Below are 17023 nucleotides of genomic sequence, written 5' to 3'. Positions count from 1 at the left end.
AACGATAAGAAAAAGAGATTTTCTTATCGATTTTTCAGTCGTTGTTCCCTATTGCCATTACGCGTAAAAAAACTTGTGAACAATCTGCACTGTTTATGACAACCGTTATTGACTTCACCTCATCGCAAAGCTAAATTTTAAGTATAATATAAATTCTAAACAGCAATTTAGAAAGGGCGTTACACTATGTCTGTAGGCAAAAAATTAAGCTTTGGTTTTTTCTCCATTATACTCACTTTATTTATTTCTTTACTTATTATGTTTTTTCTATTTTCCAATATAGAAAAAAAAGTAGAAAACGCATTAGATAACCGCGTTGCCTTGGTGGAGCTAGGCGATAATATTCAATTTGAGCTAGCCATGCAGGGCCTTTTCATTCGTGCAATGTTTATTGAGGATACAGTCAACAATAAAGAGAACTTTGAAAATTACTCAAGTATGCTGGATAAACATGTTGCTGAGATGATGGAAAAATCTGATTCTGCTCAAATGGATGCATTTGCAAAAGATCTAAATACATACAATGATGCCTTTAACGAAGCGGCTGATCAAGCCATTAATCTACATGATGATGGTAAATTAGATGAAGCTTTACAGATTGTGAATGGCGGTGCTCAACTAGCAAACAAAGGACTATTAGAAGTTTCAGATAAAATTGTGGAATACCAAAAAAATCAATTAACTAAGGTATCCGAAGAATCTAAGAAGGCAGTAAAAAATTCTCAAATAATTTCTGTTGTCGCACTTGTAATCGGTGTGGTGCTTGGAGTTTTTCTTGTCTTTTATGTGCAACGTACGATTTCTCGTCCTTTAAAAACCGTTGTGGCCGCTGCCAACAATATTGCAAATGGTGAATTATATCAACAAGATATTTCTTTTCAATCAAAAGATGAAATTGGTCAACTTTCTGTAGCTTTTAATACTATGAAAGGTAATTTACGTAGCCTATTAACAAATATACAGGGTAATTCAGAGCATTTAACAGCTTCTGCAGAAGAATTAACTGCTTCTACAGAAGAAATTGCTGCTACAACAGATGAGGTGACTGTACGTATTAATGAAACAGCCGAAACTGCGAACTCTGCTACATCAGCAGCCAATGAATGTGCACATGCAATGGATGAAACAGCAACTGGTGTACAACGTATCGCTGAGGCAACCCAGCAACTTCACTCTAGTGCAGTTGAAACATCAGAAGTAGCGAATATTGGTAACTCAGCAATCGAAGAAGCACAGCAACAAATGAATGTAATTTATGATTCTACGCAAATTATTAATAATCTCGTTCAAAAACTGAGCAAGCAATCCGTAGAAATAAGTAATATAACAGAAGTGATTACTGCAATTACTGACCAGACAAATTTACTGGCACTAAATGCTGCAATTGAAGCTGCTCGTGCGGGAGAGCATGGTAAAGGCTTTGCTGTCGTAGCTGACGAAGTGCGTAAATTAGCTGAAGAATCGAAGCAATCGGCTAATCAAATTGTTGCTTTAACTCAAGATATTCAACATGATACGCAAAATGTAGAAAACGCAGTAATAGAAGGTCTCCAATCTGTAACAGATGGGGTGAAGATTATCGGCAATGCTGGCCAAGCCTTTGATTCAATCGTCACGGCGATTGGTACAATGACAGATCAGATAGAAGATATTTCGGCTACGTCCGAAGAAATTTCCGCAAGTGCCGAACAAGTTGCTGCGTCTGTAGCTGAAATTGCACATGGAGCTTCTACAAGTGCAACCCATACACAAATTGTTGCTGACGCCATAAAGGAACAAGCCGATACCCTGCAACAAGTGAACTTAGTTGCTACAGATTTAAGTGAAAAGTCTTTAGATTTACAAAGTCAAATAAATCAATTTAAACTGTAACGAAACAAACTCACTAACAAGTTAGAAAAAAGCCACTCGCTTTCCTTGGAGGAACCGGCTAATCTCCTCCTCTATACGTTTTGTACGTGTCCAGGTACATTGTGCTTCTCCTGGTGTCTCACAGCTTTTTCCTCTCTCTACGGAATCATGAAGTGTTGTGTGATTTCAAGCTACTCAAAAACGAGATGAGGGCATACAAGCAGTAGACGGCATTTTAAATAAAAATCATAGTAAATTCACAAGGTTTCAGGAATACTAACATTCTTGAAACCTTCTGACTGTAGACAAACTCAAAAAATTGAGTTTGTTTTTTTCTTTTCAAAAATAGAAGTATTGATATGAGCCCGTTGATTTCCGCTACGGCGGATGCTTTTCCTAGGCATGGCTTCAGTCTCCTAGTCGCTACGCTCCTGCGGGGCCTTCAGTTCATGCTATTCCCGCAAAAGCCGCCGCCTGCGCTCCAAACAACTAGTGTACGGTTATTAAGATGATTGAGAGGATGAGGAAATATAAATAATGAACTACATCAATTAGAAATGCTGACAATTGATCAAATAATGCCTGTAGACCATTTAGTACGCAAATTGGAATCGAAAAATCATTGAACGCCATAGTTAGCGCATCATGTGGAAGAAGCCGATCATTTATGTCATCAATGACATGAAACAAATCTATGCACGTCAAAAAGGAACGATTAAAATGCGCAGCGTTTATAAAATGAAAGACTAAGCTCTAGCCCTCAAATTATTTCAAAAAAACATTGTCCATTATTTCTCATCACTAAAGATAGTATTTTTCCTTAAAAATAGCATGTTTTTGCTAATATTTTCTATTAATCTCTTTTTTTATTTTTCTTAGAAGTATAATCCCAGATAAATACAATACAAGTTTCTTATATATCATTAATAGATAATTTTATTCATGTTTTTCGATAGGATATTACAAGAAATTCCGTTATAAAAAAACTAAAAAACTTAGTTTTACATAGATTTTCTACAAAACTATATAAATTTCTCAAGGTAATACAACCGTGACTTTTGATTCATTTTTTATAGAGTGATAATATTATCGAAAAAATAGGAATTTTCCGTATAGTAAGTCAATTTTTCGTTTTTATTTTATTTTTGATATTTGAAGTTAGAATTTATCAAATTTTCATCATTTAATCACTTTCGTTCATTAAAGTGATAAATCGAAAAAAATTATTATTCTCCCCGATGTCAGATAATACTATATAAATTTGAATCTTTTTTATTTTGTACACAATGACTTTTTTGGTATATTAAATAGGAGCTTCACAAAAGGCTTAAAAATTGTATAAGGGGGATTCACATGAATAAGAACAAAAAGTTTTTATTACTAACAGTCATTGCAGTATTTTCTCTAGTACTTGCTGCATGCGGCTTCGGTGGAGATTCGTCAGATAGTTCAAAAGACGATAACAAAGGTTCTGGTTCAACAGAAACTGCTTCTAAAGAGCTGAAATTAGTTGTAGCTTCTGAGCCACCATCTTTACATCCGCAACTTGCAACAGATTCTACTTCTAGTGCTGTATTAATTAACGTATTTGAAGGTCTAACTCGTTTAGACGCTGATGGCAAACCAACTCCAGCAATTGCTGAAAAATGGGACGTTAGTCCAGATGGTTTAACTTACACATTTAAATTACGTGATGCAAAATGGACAAACGGAGATCCAGTAGTAGCTGGCGACTTCGCTTATGCATGGAAATGGGCTTTAAATCCAGAAAACTTATCTGAATATGCTTCTGTATTTTACCCAATCAAAGGCGCTGAAGCTTACAATTTAGGTGAAGGTTCTGCTGATGATGTAGCGATTAAAGCTGAGGACGACAAAACTTTAGTTGTAACTCTAGCAAACCCTACTGCTTATTTCGTAGAATTAACTGCGTTCAAAACTTACCTACCTCTTAACCAAAAAGTTGTTGAAGGTAATGACGAGTGGTACACAGATGCTGGTGAAAACTATGTAACTAATGGTCCATTCACATTAGACACTTGGAAACACAATGATTCATTAGTTCTGAAGAAAAACGCTGATTACTGGGATGCTGCAAATGTAGCATTAGAAACAGTCAACATCGGTATGGTTGAAAACGAATCAACTGCTGTTACTATGTTTAAAAAAGGTGAAATCGATTATTTAGGTTCTCCTTACCAAACTGTAGCTCTTGATGCTATTGATGGTTTCAAAGCTGATAAATCTTTACAAATTTCTGACTATGCTGCGATTTACTGGTATAAGTTCAATACAACAGACAAAATCACTGGAAACGCTAACATTCGTAAAGCGTTAACTTTAGCAATCGATCGTCAAGGTTTAATTGACAACATTACTAAAGGTGAACAAAAACCTGCATTAGGTATGGTTCCTTCTGCTATCTCAGGCTTTGAAGAAGATCGTGGTTACTACAAAGATAACGATATGGAAGGTGCAAAAGCTGCACTTGAAGCTGGTATGAAAGAACTTGGTATTACAGATCCAAGTCAAATTAAAATCAATGTTTCATTCAATACATCTGAAGCACATGCTGCTATCGCTCAATACATCCAAGAAGGATGGAGCAAAAACCTTGGTATTACTGTAGGTCTTGATAACTCAGAATGGCAAGTTTATTTAGAAAAACTTAATGTTTTAGACTACCAAGTTGGTCGTATGGGCTGGATTGCAGACTACAACGATGCATACACATTCTTAGAAATGTATGACACTGCTGCAAACGGTAACAATGACACAGGTTGGGAAAATGCTGAATACAAAGATTTATTGAAAAAATCTGTCGCTGAAATTGACCCTGCTAAACGTCTTGAGTATTTAAAACAAGCAGAAGCAATCGCTATGACTGAATTACCAATTGCACCAATTTATTACTACACAAACCTTTATGTGAAGAATGATAAGGTACAAAACATGGCTCCTGACCGTATTGGGAATATCCAACTTAAATCAGTTGACATTAAATAATTCAGATTTTTAAATTAAGTTTTATTTTGTAAAGCTCTACAGCGAAGAGCTGCCCCGTAGTCAACTTCGACTAGCGGGTCAGCTCTTTTTAAAATACGAAGGCATATATTTGTCTGAAAATTGACAAATAGAAGGAGGAGTTTCATGTGATTAAATATATTTTGAAAAGGCTGATGTATATACTTCTCGCGCTTTTCGTCATCGTAACGGTAACGTTTTTCTTAATGCGCCTTGCTCCTGGTAGTCCATTTGCAAGTGAACGTAATTTCCCTCCTCAAATTGAGGAAAAGTTAAACGAAACGTATGGATTAAATAACCCTTGGTATATTCAATATAAAGATTATTTAATCGATACGGCCACTTTCAATTTCGGTGAGTCTATGAAGTATAAAGCGCGTTCTACAAATGATATGATTTCTGAGAGCTTCCCGGTTTCTTTAACCTTAGGGATTGAAGCTATGCTACTGGCAGTTGGATTCGGTGTATTAATAGGCGTAGTTTCCGCGCTTTATCATAATAAGTTCCCGGATTATTTGGCAACGTCCTTTGCGGTGCTCGGCATTTCTGTACCATCATTTATTTTGGCTGGGTTAATGCAGTATTTCCTAGCATACAAACTAAATTTATTCCCCACAAGTGGATGGGATGGCTTTATATATAGTATATTACCTGCTTTAGCCATTGCATTCACTCATATGGGCTTTATTGCTAAATTAACTCGCTCAAGTATGCTTGAACAAAACAATAGTGATTATGTAAAAATGGCACGTGCCAAAGGTCTTGGTAAATGGACGGTTGTCTTCCGTCATACTTTACGTAACGCACTTTTACCTGTCGTTACTTATTTAGGTCCATTAACTGCTGGTGTTGTAACGGGTAGTTTCATTGTGGAACAAATTTTTGCAATCCCTGGACTTGGTAAGCACTTCGTTCAAAGTATTACAAACCGTGATTACACAGTTATCATGGGAACGACTGTTTTCTATTCAATCATCCTTTTATTTGCGGTTCTCATCGTAGATATTTTATACAGTGTAATCGATCCGCGAATTAAGTTGAAGGGAGCGAAAAAATAATGACGCAACAACCAATTGACAAAGATATGTTTAAAATTGTCGGTGGAAATCATGAGGCAACAGAAAGATTAGCCGATAAATCCGTTTCCTTCTGGAAAGAAGTTTTTATCCGTTTTTCACATAATAAAATGGCGATTTTTGGCTTAATCGCGTTAATTATTATTATTTTGATGGCGATTTTTGCACCAATGTTATCTCAATACAAATACAGTGATCAACTTGGTGTTTATAATGCCCCACCATCTGCTCAATTCTGGTTCGGAACAGATGATTTAGGCCGTGATATTTTCGTTCGTATTTGGGCAGGTGCTCGTATTTCCCTATTCATCGGGATTACTGCTGCAGTTATTGACTTAATCATTGGTGTTCTTTGGGGAAGTATTTCAGGTTTGGCTGGCGGTCGTGTTGATAATATTATGATGCGTATTGCTGACGTATTAACTGCTGTTCCTTACCTACTAGTTGTAATCGTTTTACTAGTTGTATTACAACCAGGGTTAGTTCCAATGATTATTGCCCTTTCGATTACAGGTTGGATTAACATGGCCCGTATCGTCCGTGGTGAGGTATTATCGATTAAAAACCAAGAATACGTACTTGCTGCCCGTACATTAGGAGCAAGCACAGGTCACTTGATCTTAAAACATTTAATTCCAAACGCACTAGGTGCTATTTTAGTAACAATGACATTAACAATTCCATCTGCTATTTTCACAGAATCATTCCTAAGTTACCTTGGTCTTGGGGTTCCTGCTCCGAATGCATCTTGGGGAACAATGGCATCAGAAGGAAATAAAGCGATTGCTAATGCTCCATGGCGTTTAATTTTCCCAGCAGTGTTTATCTCACTGACAATTTTTGCATTTAACGCAGTCGGTGATGGCTTACGTGATGCACTAGATCCTAAACTACGTAAATAAGGAGGTGGCTAAAATGAGTAAAAAAATATTAGAAGTAAAAGATTTAAAAGTAAACTTTAAAACCTACGCAGGTATTGTACATGCCGTACGTGGTGTGAGCTTTGATTTAAGTGAAGGCGAAACATTAGCAATCGTTGGAGAGTCTGGTTCTGGTAAAAGTGTTACGAGTAACGCTTTAATGAAACTAATCCCACAGCCACCTGGTATTTATGATTCAGGACAAATTTTGTTCAATGGCCGTGATTTAATTCCGTTAAGCGATAAAGAAATGTCCAAAGTACGCGGAAATGAAATTGCTATGATTTTCCAAGATCCAATGACGAGTTTGAATCCGACAATGAAGGTCGGACGTCAAATAACTGAAGTAATCTTACAACACAAAAAAGTTTCTAAAGACGAAGCTAAAAAACGCGCAATCGAACTTTTAACTCAGGTGGGTATCCCCTTCCCTGAAAAACGTTTTAACCAGTACCCACATGAATTCTCAGGTGGTATGCGACAACGTGTTGTTATCGCCATTGCACTGGCGGCAGATCCAAAGCTACTCATTGCCGATGAACCAACAACAGCACTGGATGTAACAATTCAAGCACAAATTTTAGAATTAATGAAAGAAATTCAAAAGAATTCTAAAACATCTATCATCTTCATTACACATGATTTAGGTGTAGTTGCCAATGTTGCTGACCGTGTTGCAGTTATGTATGCTGGTCAAATCGTAGAATATGGTACTGTAAACGATATTTTCTATAACCCGAAGCATCCTTATACTTGGGGACTTCTTGGCTCAATGCCAGACTTGGATAATAATGCAGATGAGCTATTACGTACGATTCCTGGTTCACCACCAGACTTAATTCACCCGCCAAAAGGAGATGCTTTTGCGGCTCGTAATGAATTTGCTATGGCCATTGATTATGAACAAGAGCCTCCTATGTTCCAAGTGAGTGAAACACATTTTGCAAAGACTTGGTTATTGCATCCTGATGCACCAAAAATTCCACTTCCAGATGCTGTTGCTAAACGTATCGAGGGCTTTTTAGCAAAGGAGGAACAATTCAATGACTAAATCAGGTGCAAAGAAAATACTTGAAATTAAAAACTTAAAGCAACACTTTGGATCTCCAAGCAGCCCTATTAAAGCAGTTGATGGCATCAGTTTCGATGTATACGAAGGCGAAACACTTGGACTTGTTGGTGAATCTGGTTGCGGTAAATCGACGACAGGGCGCTCTATTATTCGTCTATATGATATTACAGATGGCGAAATTATTTTCGACGGTGAAAACGTTCATGGTAAAAAATCTAAAAATGATTTAAAGAATTTCAATCGTCAAATGCAAATGATTTTCCAAGATCCGTATGCGTCATTAAATCCTCGTATGACAGCCGGTGAAATCATTAGTGAAGCTTTTGATATCCATGGACTTTACAAAAATAAAGTGGAACGTCGTGAAAAAATTACTCAGCTACTTGAAGCTGTTGGTTTAAACAAAGAGCACGCTAACCGTTATGCTCACGAATTCTCAGGTGGTCAGCGTCAACGAATCGGCATCGCGCGTGCTCTAAGCTTAGATCCTAAGTTTATCATTGCCGATGAACCAATCTCAGCGCTTGACGTATCCATTCAAGCACAAGTTGTTAACTTATTAAAACAACTACAAAAAGAACGCGGCTTAACCTATCTTTTCATTGCCCATGACTTATCCATGGTAAAATACATCAGTGATCGTATCGCTGTTATGTACCGCGGTCAAATCATGGAAATCGGTAAAGCAGATGATATTTATAATCGTCCTGTGCATCCGTATACAAAATCGTTACTATCAGCGATTCCACTTCCAGACCCACTGTCTGAAAAACGTCGCCAACGTATTCCATATCAACATACAGAAGTTGATGACAGTGCAACGTATCAAGAAGTTGGCGAACAACATTACGTTTATGGCACAGCCGATCTTGTGAAAACTTGGGTTAATGAAAGATAATATCATGTGTACAGTCCATCCATTGGAGTTCCAGTGGGTGGATTTTTTAGTATTTCACATCAAATCCTCTATAACGAAATCTATTTCTATATCATTCATATCGATTATGAAGATATGTTTATTTAACATTGTGGCTGTCGTTCGCTATCTGCTCTTACTAGCTATATAATTTCTAATACATAAACGTTTTTAGCTGCAATTGATGATTTAAGAAAACAGTCTTTCTCCTATCAAGAAAGACTGTTTCTTCGATATCAATTATTTTAATGGAGCATCTGCTGTTAACTCGATATTTTGCAGCTCTGTTTCATTCGCATAATCAACATTGTAGTTTTTCACACGTTTGTTTACAGGAATGATTTCTGTACGGAAGAATGTTGGAAATACCATTGCTTGTTCAGCCATATATTTTTGCCATGTACTGAATGCTTCTGCACGAAACTCTGGCTTCATTGCTTTGTCAGAATCAATATCTTTTAACATTTCTGTTAATTCAGGCGCAACAAAGCGGCTAAAGTTAAATTCTGCCCCTTCACTATATAATCCTGCTGGAGATGGGTTTGTACCAGTTCCCCATGCCGCCATAAACATATCGATTTCAGGATCATCAGCCTGTACTTTATCGTAGAAACTATTAAATTCAATTAATCTACCTGTCGTTAATTGAACATCTAAACCAACATCTTTCCAGTTTTGACGATAGTACTCTACAATTGCTTCATCCGTATCTGAACCCGCCATACTCGCAAGACGGATTGTAAACTTTTTGCCATCTTTATCTTCACGGATACCATCACCATCTGCATCTTTGTATCCTGCTTTATCTAGTAATTGTTTCGCTTTTTCAGCATCATAGTTATAGCCTTTTAAAGTTTCATCATAGTATGATGCAAATACTGGTGGAATCAATGAATTTGCTCGTACTCGTAGACCTTGATAGAATTTCTCTGTAACCGATTCAATATCCATCGCATAAGCCATTGCTTGACGTAAATTAATATCATTCATTTTTGATTTCTCATCAAAAATATTTATACGATTTGCCTTATCATATTTTCCCAATTTAAATCCAACATAAGAGTATGCTAATTCAGGTCGACCTAAAATCGCTACATTAGAAAGATTTTTCAAACCATCATATTGATTTGTTGGGAACGATGTCGCGATATCATATTTTCCAGTTTTTAAAGCTTCACCGATTGATGTTGAAGGTACAACTTCAATAACTACTTTATCAATCTTTGGCTTACCTTTGAAATAATGTTCATTTGCGACAAGTTGTACGGATTCACCATTAACAATTTTATCAATTTTGAACGCACCTAGTGTTACAGGGTTTTTACGTACTGCATCTGAAGAAATTAACTCTTTCACAGGAATAGACTCTAGCTGATGCTTTGGTTCTGCATAGCCCCACAAACCATCACCAAGCGAATAGATTGCTGGAGATACTTTCTTGAACGTAATTTCAATCGATTTTTCATCTAATTTTTTAATACCTGAAATAGTGTCTGCTTTGCCATCGTGATATTCTTCTACACCAACAATATTTTTAAAATCATCATCATATCGTACACCCTCATAATCTGGATGACCAATAATTTCATATGGATAAATTAAGTCATCAGTAGTTAACGGCTTACCATCGGACCACTTAACGTCTTCTTGAATTGTTATTTTTGCTTTATTATTTTCGGCATCAACTTCTAGTTTTGCAATGCCTGTATCTTTCACTAAAAAGTCGCCATCAAGCTCATAAAGAACATTTGAAGCATATTTCATAATTTCCGAATCATATTTATCCTCATATAATTCCCAGTTAAAAATTCCTTGGAAAGGTGAATCTGTTACAAGAGCTACCTGTAACGTTCCTCCTGTAATAGCACTCCCTTCATTTGTTATCTCCATCGGTATTGTGCTTGTATCCACCTTGTCATCTTCTGTTTGAGCTGGTTTATCTTTGTTGCCCTCGTCCGTTTGTGATGCATTTTTTTCAGCACCATTGCAAGCTGTTAATACAAGCATCACTGCAAAAATAACGGACAGCATTAACCATTTCTTTTTCATAGTAATTCCTCCCTTTTATCCTAATCTTTGTTTTGCGTCAGCTGCACGGCGAAGTGCTTGACCGACGTAATTTATACCAAGCATCAATATTAAAATCAATAGAGATGCGGGTAACCATACCCACCATTTTTCTGATAATACTAACGGATTTCTTGCATAGTTTACCAATGTTCCTAAACTTGGCGTTGAAGGGGGTAACCCGAACCCTAAAAAAGAAAGCCCTGTTTCAATACCAACGTTCCCTGCAAAGCTAAGGGTCAGATCTACAATCAAAATAGAGCTTAAATTAGGCAAAATCCCTTTAAACATAATAGAAAAATCACTTGTTCCCATCGTTTTTGATGCACTGACATAATCACGCCGCCCTTCTGATAGTGCCTTACTCCGTACTAAGCGTGCAGTGCCCATCCATTGAAATATAGTAATAATCAAAATCAACTCAATAACTCCATATTTAGGAATAATTGTGACCACTACAATGATGATCATCAATGTTGGTAATGTCATACAGAAATCAATAATACGCATAAATAGATTATCAATAAAACCTCCATAATATCCCATGATAATACCAAGCGCTATCCCCGCAATACCAGCAATTACCGTAATGGAAATAGCAATTAAAATGGAATTCTTTGCCCCAATAATTAACTGTCCAAACATATCACGTCCTGCTTCGTCTGCCCCTAGTATATATCCATTTACACCCGGTTCAGTGTAACGCTCTAACAGTTTGATTTTCAAAACCTCTTCTTGATTGAGAATCATTGCTGCAATTAGAAGGGCTATTATAAGAAGGGTTATTCCTATAAAAGATACCATTGCTAGTTTATCTTTTTTAAACTCTCGTAAAACGACTTGAATTCCCGTTGGAGGAGAGCTTTCAAATTTGACTGCCTCTTTGTTTTGTTGTTCCATTTGAATTCACCTCTCCTTAAACATTATTTTAGTAGTTAGTCTATGCGGATACGTGGATCAACAATGCTCATAATAATATCAGACAGTAGACTACCTAATAATGTTAAGAAGCCAAAAAGCATAACTAGCGCAGTAATAACGCTATAATCTCGACTCATTACTGAGCTGACAAACAAATTACCCATTCCTGGGAAACCAAAAATGGTTTCAATGAAGATGGCCCCGCCCAACAATCCAGTAATTGTAAATCCTAAAAATGCTGCAATGGGTAGCAACGAGTTACGGAAAATATGTCGAGTGTATACTTTACGCATAGGAATTCCTTTGCTACGCGCTGTTTTCACATAATCCTGAGTTTTTGAATCGATAATTTCGGAACGTAAATATTGAATAATGCTTGTTGTACCTAAGATAGCATACGTTATGGCCGGTAATAGCAAGTGATATATCTTATTCCAATAATATGCCGCCGTGCCTGGATCAAGTCCTACATCGACGGTCCCGCTGGTTGGGAACCACATGAGTCGATAACCAAAAATAAATAAGAAAATAAGTGATAAAACGAATGTCGGAATGGCATAGCTGATAAAACTGTAAAGTATAATGGATTTATCTAAAAATGATTCTTGGTAGCGTCCAGCCAGCATCCCTAGTGGAATCGCAATCAAATATACAAGGATAGCACTGAGTAGAGATAGCCAAAAAGTATTTAAGCCACGTTCACCAATCAGTGTGGACACCGCAATTTTATATGTATAGCTCTGTCCAAAATCTCCTTGTAGCGCATTCGTGATCCAATGGTAGTATTGAATATACCAGGGGTCATAGAAACCAGCTTGTATACGTAATTCCTCAATTCTTGAAGGATCTGTCTCAGGTGTAATAAGACCTGTAAATGGATCTCCTGGCATTTGCTTCGCCAAAATAAAAATAAAGAGACTTAACACAAACATTTGTGGAATCATCATCAACACACGTCTTAAAATTGTTTTCCACATACTATACGCCCTCCTGTTCAATCTCAGACATTGCTACTCTATGTGTATCTGAGATAGATTTTAAGGGGTATACTTTCCCATGCTCATCATAATATTTATGTTGCTCCTCATGATACTTCGCTTCGACATCTTGGCGTTGTATTTTTCGCTCCATACGTGTCTCAGGTTCAATATTCGGAATAGCTGACAATAAGCGATTTGTATAAATATGCTGTGGGTTCACATAAATATCATTTCTAGTACCTGTTTCGACAAAGCGTCCCTTATACATAATAGATATGTGATCACACATATGTTTAACAACGCCTAAATCATGCGAAATGAATAAATAACTAAGTCCAAATTCACTTTGAATATCTTTCATAAAATTAAGTACCTGTGCTTGCACTGACAGATCAAGTGCTGATACAGGCTCATCAGCTATAATCAATTTGGGATTACATGCAACAGCACGTGCAATACCAAGACGTTGCTTTTGACCTCCGGAAAATTCATGAGGATATTTTAAAAGTACGTCCTCTGACATACCAACAATCGCTAATAGTTCTTTAATCCGCTTGCGCTCCTCCTGATCGCTGAGCTTCATAAAGTTTCGAATTGGCTCTGCTAAAATATCGAGTACCCGCTTTCTAGGATTCATGCTTGAATGCGAATCTTGGAAAATCATTTGGATATCTCGGTTATATGCTGAATTACGTTTCCGGCGCTGGTTCGTTACGTTGTCCCCTTCATAGATGATTTGACCCGATGTTACTTTTTCTAAACCAATAATTGCCTTACCAGTTGTAGACTTACCAGAGCCCGATTCACCCACTAATCCATATGTTTTTCCTTTTTCAAATTCCATCGTAACACCATCAACTGCATACACTTTATCGGTAATTGTATTAAAAAAACCCCCACGTATTGGATAATGTACGTTCAAATCTTTAATTTGCATAAAACTCATACAGTCCCGCCTCCTTCTTCACCTTCGAAATGAAAGTGTTTCCAGCAGGTACATCTAACAAAATGTCCTGGTGCAATTTCATGTAATTGTGGTTTTTTTTCATGTAAAGATTCATTAATCCATGGTATACGAGCTGAAAATCGACACCCTTCACGAGGCAAATTCATGAGCGATGGTACCATACCATGAATAACCTCTAGCTTCTCATTTTCATCATGTGTTTGCGGTATAGAATTTAATAGCGAACGCGTATAAGGATGTTTAGCATTTCTAAATAACTCTTGGACAGGTGCTTCTTCAATTACTTGTCCTGCATACATCACAGCTACTCGGTCTGCTACTTCTGCTACCACACCCAAATCATGGGTAATTAAAATAATACCTGCTTCAGTTTCGGACTGTAACGATTTTAATAAGTCTAATATTTGAGCTTGTATCGTCACGTCTAGAGCTGTCGTCGGTTCATCTGCAATAATAATCGACGGCTTGCCGGATAATGCAATAGCAATCATGACACGCTGTCGCATCCCGCCGGACAATTGATGCGGAAATTGTCTTGCTACTCGATTCGGATTAGAAATGCCCACTTGATTTAGAAGCTCTAATACACGCTCTTCACGTTGTTGTTTTGTTAGCTTTGTGTGATAGAGAAGGCCTTCAGCAATTTGTTCACCAATACGCATTAATGGGTTTAAAGCCGAGAGTGGATCTTGGAAAATGAATCCGATATCATTACCACGTAAACTATTAAACTGTTCTTCACTTAATTGTGTTAAATTTTGATTATTGTATAGAATTTCCCCCGAAACTTTTGTATTGATTTCATTGTGCAAACCTACAATAGTCGTTGCTAATGTACTTTTACCACATCCAGATTCACCAACAATTGCTAAAACCTCATTTTTTCGAAGCGACAGCGAGACTTCTTCTACAGCAGCGTGATATTCGTCTTTAATACGAAAACTCGTAGTTAAATTTCTAATTGTTAATAAGTCCTTCGCTGTATTCAAACAACCTCTCCTCCTATTTCAATATTCTGAAAAATACTGATAGATAGTGTTAATACTTATTCTAGAATTACATTTGCACAAAAACATTTTTAACACCTTTTAAACATTTGTTAACAAATCAATAGGCTTTTGCTACTTTTAATGTAAAAGCAACCATTTAATTACTGAAAGAATTATCTGACAATTAATTGTAGTATTATTTTATCTAGAAATAATGCGTTAAATCAAGTATATTTTTTAAATTATTACAATGAAAAATAAAAACCTACCATACATCTATTCCCAAAAAAAATAATAACTTTACATTGATATGCTGTTAATTATTAATTTTTATTTTTACTTCATTGCTAAAAAGTCATGATTTTATTATTTCGAAATAATAAAATCACTAATATTTACAGCACAACTAAGTACCAACAATCTTTATTCATCAATGTTTTCTGTGTTTACCAATAAAAAAACTAATATTTCTATATTTTCCAACAGTTTATTTTATAAACAATTGCTATCAATATATAATTTACTCTATTAATGTGTTAATAACCCAAATCATATTTTTCCACACTAAAAAAATACTTATTTACTTATTAATCTTACATACTTCTCCCATCATTTATTTTATGCATTTGCACAATTTTTATTCCAAAAATTTCTAGAAAAATGATAAATGGTTAAATAAATATAGATTATCGCATTAACTACGAGGCGTTCATAATGAAATTTCTCTAATTTTTATAGAAATTACAGCATTGAAAATTAAAATCTCTACACTACTTATAATTTGTATAATTCACTTTCATATCAATAAAGGGAAATATTATTAAAGTAATTGTTCCTATCCATAGGTAAATTTCGCTTCAGGCGGACGCTTTGCGTGGGCAAGACCGAGCCGCTTCGGGGCAACAGGTGTTTTATGTGCGAAAGCGAAGCGTCAGCAACAGGTGTTTTATGTGCGAAAGCGAAGCGTCAGCAACAGGGTGTTGGTCACGAAGTCGTTGTCACAGGACGTGACGCTTTTAGCCTTCGTTCCCATAAAACTCAGTCCAGGGTCTCGGTTCACTTCCCGCTGGAGTCGCTGCCTTACGCTCCTACCAAAAATGGTTCGTGTTTCTTTATAGAAAAACGATATATGAAAATGAATTCATCTAGAAAAGTATTAACATGCAATTCCAAAATAAGGGCACAATCATTTTGATTAATAAGCTCTCCCTGAAGTAGAATCGAAATATACCCAATAAAGGAAGTGAAAAATATGGTCAATATTATAGATACTTGGTTTACTGTAAAAGAAATTGACAAAAATACATTTGCAATTAGTGAATATGGGCATTGGGAAAAAGTCCATTCATTTTTGTTAATTGGAGAAGAGAAGTCAGTTTTAATTGATACTGGATTAGGCATTGATAATATAAAAAGAATTAGCAATCAATTAACAACATTGCCTATAATCGTCTTGACGACGCATGTTCATTGGGATCATATTGGTAGTCATGGAGAATTTGAAAATATTTATGTGCACCAAGAAGAAGTGGATTGGCTGAGAAATGGCATAAAAAAATTATCTATTGAACAGATAAGAAAAGATATAAGTCGTGATATTACACTACCAACTCCCGAAACATTTAACCCGGAAACATATCAACCATTTCAAGGAAACCCCACGGGTATCTTACAGGATGGGGATATTATTGATATTGGAGACAGAAAATTAACTATCTTTCATACTCCCGGACACTCACCAGGACATATTTCTATTTTGGATAGAAAAAATGGCTATTTATTTACAGGTGATTTACTTTACGATAAAACACCTGTTTATGCTTTTTTTCCGACAACTAATCCGGTTGACTTAGTTAATTCATTAGAAAAGATATCAAATATGCCAAACATAACACGGGTATTTGGCTCACATAATACATTGGGACTTGATCCTGCTATTTTAATAGAAGTAAAAAATGCAGTTGAAACATTAAGAAAAAATGGCCTTGATAAATTTGGGACAGGAATTCATAAATTTAAAGGATTTAGTGTACAGTTTTAATGAAATTTTTTTAATGTGTTGACGCGGGGACAATTAGTTACTAACTATAAAAGCGTGGTACGAAAATAACTGTTTTCGTACCACGCTTTATTAAGTAATTTTTACAAACTCATCTACTTTAATTTTTCAAATGTGACTGAAACTATTCCCATCCCAGACTATCTTTAGCAGATGTTTTAATGTTTTAAATCTTTAATAG

Annotated in this window: 12 protein-coding genes; 7 read left to right on the top strand and 5 right to left on the bottom strand. The window is 36.1% G+C overall.

All coding sequences use genetic code 11. The annotated features are described in order from the left end of the window. Window positions 1-186: 186 nt before the first annotated feature. From ACOMCU_RS04460 to ACOMCU_RS04435, 6 genes are all read left to right on the top strand, one after another. Window positions 187-1872 carry a methyl-accepting chemotaxis protein gene (locus ACOMCU_RS04460; RefSeq protein ID WP_010858378.1) on the top strand — a complete coding sequence of 562 codons (1686 nt, stop codon included), beginning with the start codon at window positions 187-189 and terminating at the stop codon, window positions 1870-1872. Window positions 1873-3204: 1332 nt separating this feature from the next. After that, on the top strand, window positions 3205-4857 hold the full coding sequence (locus tag ACOMCU_RS04455) for a peptide ABC transporter substrate-binding protein (protein ID WP_010858377.1): 1653 nt from the start codon (window positions 3205-3207) through the stop codon (window positions 4855-4857). A gap of 146 nt (window positions 4858-5003) precedes the next feature. Beyond that, on the top strand, window positions 5004-5933 hold the full coding sequence (locus tag ACOMCU_RS04450) for an ABC transporter permease (RefSeq protein WP_010858376.1): 930 nt from the start codon (window positions 5004-5006) through the stop codon (window positions 5931-5933). Beyond that, window positions 5933-6853, top strand: coding sequence for an ABC transporter permease (locus ACOMCU_RS04445; protein WP_010858375.1), 921 nt, complete (start codon window positions 5933-5935; stop codon window positions 6851-6853). The genes ACOMCU_RS04450 and ACOMCU_RS04445 overlap by 1 nt, the downstream gene beginning before the upstream one ends. Before the next feature lie 13 nt (window positions 6854-6866). Next, window positions 6867-7922 (top strand): ABC transporter ATP-binding protein, encoded by a 1056-nt coding sequence (locus tag ACOMCU_RS04440; protein WP_010858374.1) that lies wholly within the window; start codon window positions 6867-6869, stop codon window positions 7920-7922. Next, entirely contained in the window at window positions 7915-8841 is a 927-nt protein-coding gene (locus ACOMCU_RS04435) for an ABC transporter ATP-binding protein (protein ID WP_421049534.1), read from the top strand. The genes ACOMCU_RS04440 and ACOMCU_RS04435 overlap by 8 nt, the downstream gene beginning before the upstream one ends. Before the next feature lie 258 nt (window positions 8842-9099). Here the strand turns inward: ACOMCU_RS04435 and ACOMCU_RS04430 are convergent, their stop codons facing one another. From ACOMCU_RS04430 to ACOMCU_RS04410, 5 genes are read right to left on the bottom strand one after another with little or no spacing between them, the layout of a single operon-like run. Beyond that, a complete protein-coding gene (locus ACOMCU_RS04430) occupies window positions 9100-10908 on the bottom strand; it encodes an oligopeptide ABC transporter substrate-binding protein (RefSeq protein ID WP_421049533.1) in 1809 nt (602 codons plus the stop codon). Window positions 10909-10923: 15 nt separating this feature from the next. Then, on the bottom strand, window positions 10924-11826 hold the full coding sequence (locus ACOMCU_RS04425; RefSeq protein WP_010858371.1) for an ABC transporter permease: 903 nt from the start codon (window positions 11824-11826) through the stop codon (window positions 10924-10926). Between the two features lie 35 nt (window positions 11827-11861). After that, complete coding sequence (opp4B, locus tag ACOMCU_RS04420) at window positions 11862-12824, bottom strand: oligopeptide ABC transporter permease (protein ID WP_010858370.1); 963 nt, start codon at window positions 12822-12824, stop codon at window positions 11862-11864. Window position 12825: 1 nt separating this feature from the next. Continuing rightward, complete coding sequence (locus tag ACOMCU_RS04415) at window positions 12826-13773, bottom strand: ATP-binding cassette domain-containing protein (RefSeq protein ID WP_010858369.1); 948 nt, start codon at window positions 13771-13773, stop codon at window positions 12826-12828. Continuing rightward, on the bottom strand, window positions 13770-14783 hold the full coding sequence (locus ACOMCU_RS04410; RefSeq protein WP_010858368.1) for an ABC transporter ATP-binding protein: 1014 nt from the start codon (window positions 14781-14783) through the stop codon (window positions 13770-13772). Before ACOMCU_RS04410 ends, ACOMCU_RS04415 begins: the two co-directional genes overlap by 4 nt. 1252 nt (window positions 14784-16035) lie before the next feature. Between ACOMCU_RS04410 and ACOMCU_RS04405 the strand changes: the two genes are divergently transcribed. Then, on the top strand, window positions 16036-16824 hold the full coding sequence (locus tag ACOMCU_RS04405) for an MBL fold metallo-hydrolase (RefSeq protein WP_010858367.1): 789 nt from the start codon (window positions 16036-16038) through the stop codon (window positions 16822-16824). The last annotated feature ends 199 nt before the right edge of the window (window positions 16825-17023 follow it).

It is taken from the genome of Lysinibacillus sp. UGB7, from assembly GCF_049058285.1.
GTDB lineage: Bacteria > Bacillota > Bacilli > Bacillales_A > Planococcaceae > Lysinibacillus > Lysinibacillus sphaericus_B.
This window is presented reverse-complemented; position numbering and strand designations above follow the sequence as displayed.

Excerpts from the sequence above, each read along its gene's own strand:
- ACOMCU_RS04425 (WP_010858371.1), bottom strand. The coding sequence starts at position 11,826 with ATGGAACAACAAAACAAAGAGGCAGTCAAATTTGAAAGCTCTCCTCCA.
- ACOMCU_RS04415 (WP_010858369.1), bottom strand. The coding sequence starts at position 13,773 with ATGAGTTTTATGCAAATTAAAGATTTGAACGTACATTATCCAATACGT.
- ACOMCU_RS04445 (WP_010858375.1), top strand. The coding sequence starts at position 5,933 with ATGACGCAACAACCAATTGACAAAGATATGTTTAAAATTGTCGGTGGA.
- ACOMCU_RS04435 (WP_421049534.1), top strand. The coding sequence starts at position 7,915 with ATGACTAAATCAGGTGCAAAGAAAATACTTGAAATTAAAAACTTAAAG.
- ACOMCU_RS04440 (WP_010858374.1), top strand. The coding sequence starts at position 6,867 with ATGAGTAAAAAAATATTAGAAGTAAAAGATTTAAAAGTAAACTTTAAA.
- ACOMCU_RS04405 (WP_010858367.1), top strand. The coding sequence starts at position 16,036 with ATGGTCAATATTATAGATACTTGGTTTACTGTAAAAGAAATTGACAAA.
- ACOMCU_RS04460 (WP_010858378.1), top strand. The coding sequence starts at position 187 with ATGTCTGTAGGCAAAAAATTAAGCTTTGGTTTTTTCTCCATTATACTC.
- opp4B (WP_010858370.1), bottom strand. The coding sequence starts at position 12,824 with ATGTGGAAAACAATTTTAAGACGTGTGTTGATGATGATTCCACAAATG.
- ACOMCU_RS04455 (WP_010858377.1), top strand. The coding sequence starts at position 3,205 with ATGAATAAGAACAAAAAGTTTTTATTACTAACAGTCATTGCAGTATTT.
- ACOMCU_RS04430 (WP_421049533.1), bottom strand. The coding sequence starts at position 10,908 with ATGAAAAAGAAATGGTTAATGCTGTCCGTTATTTTTGCAGTGATGCTT.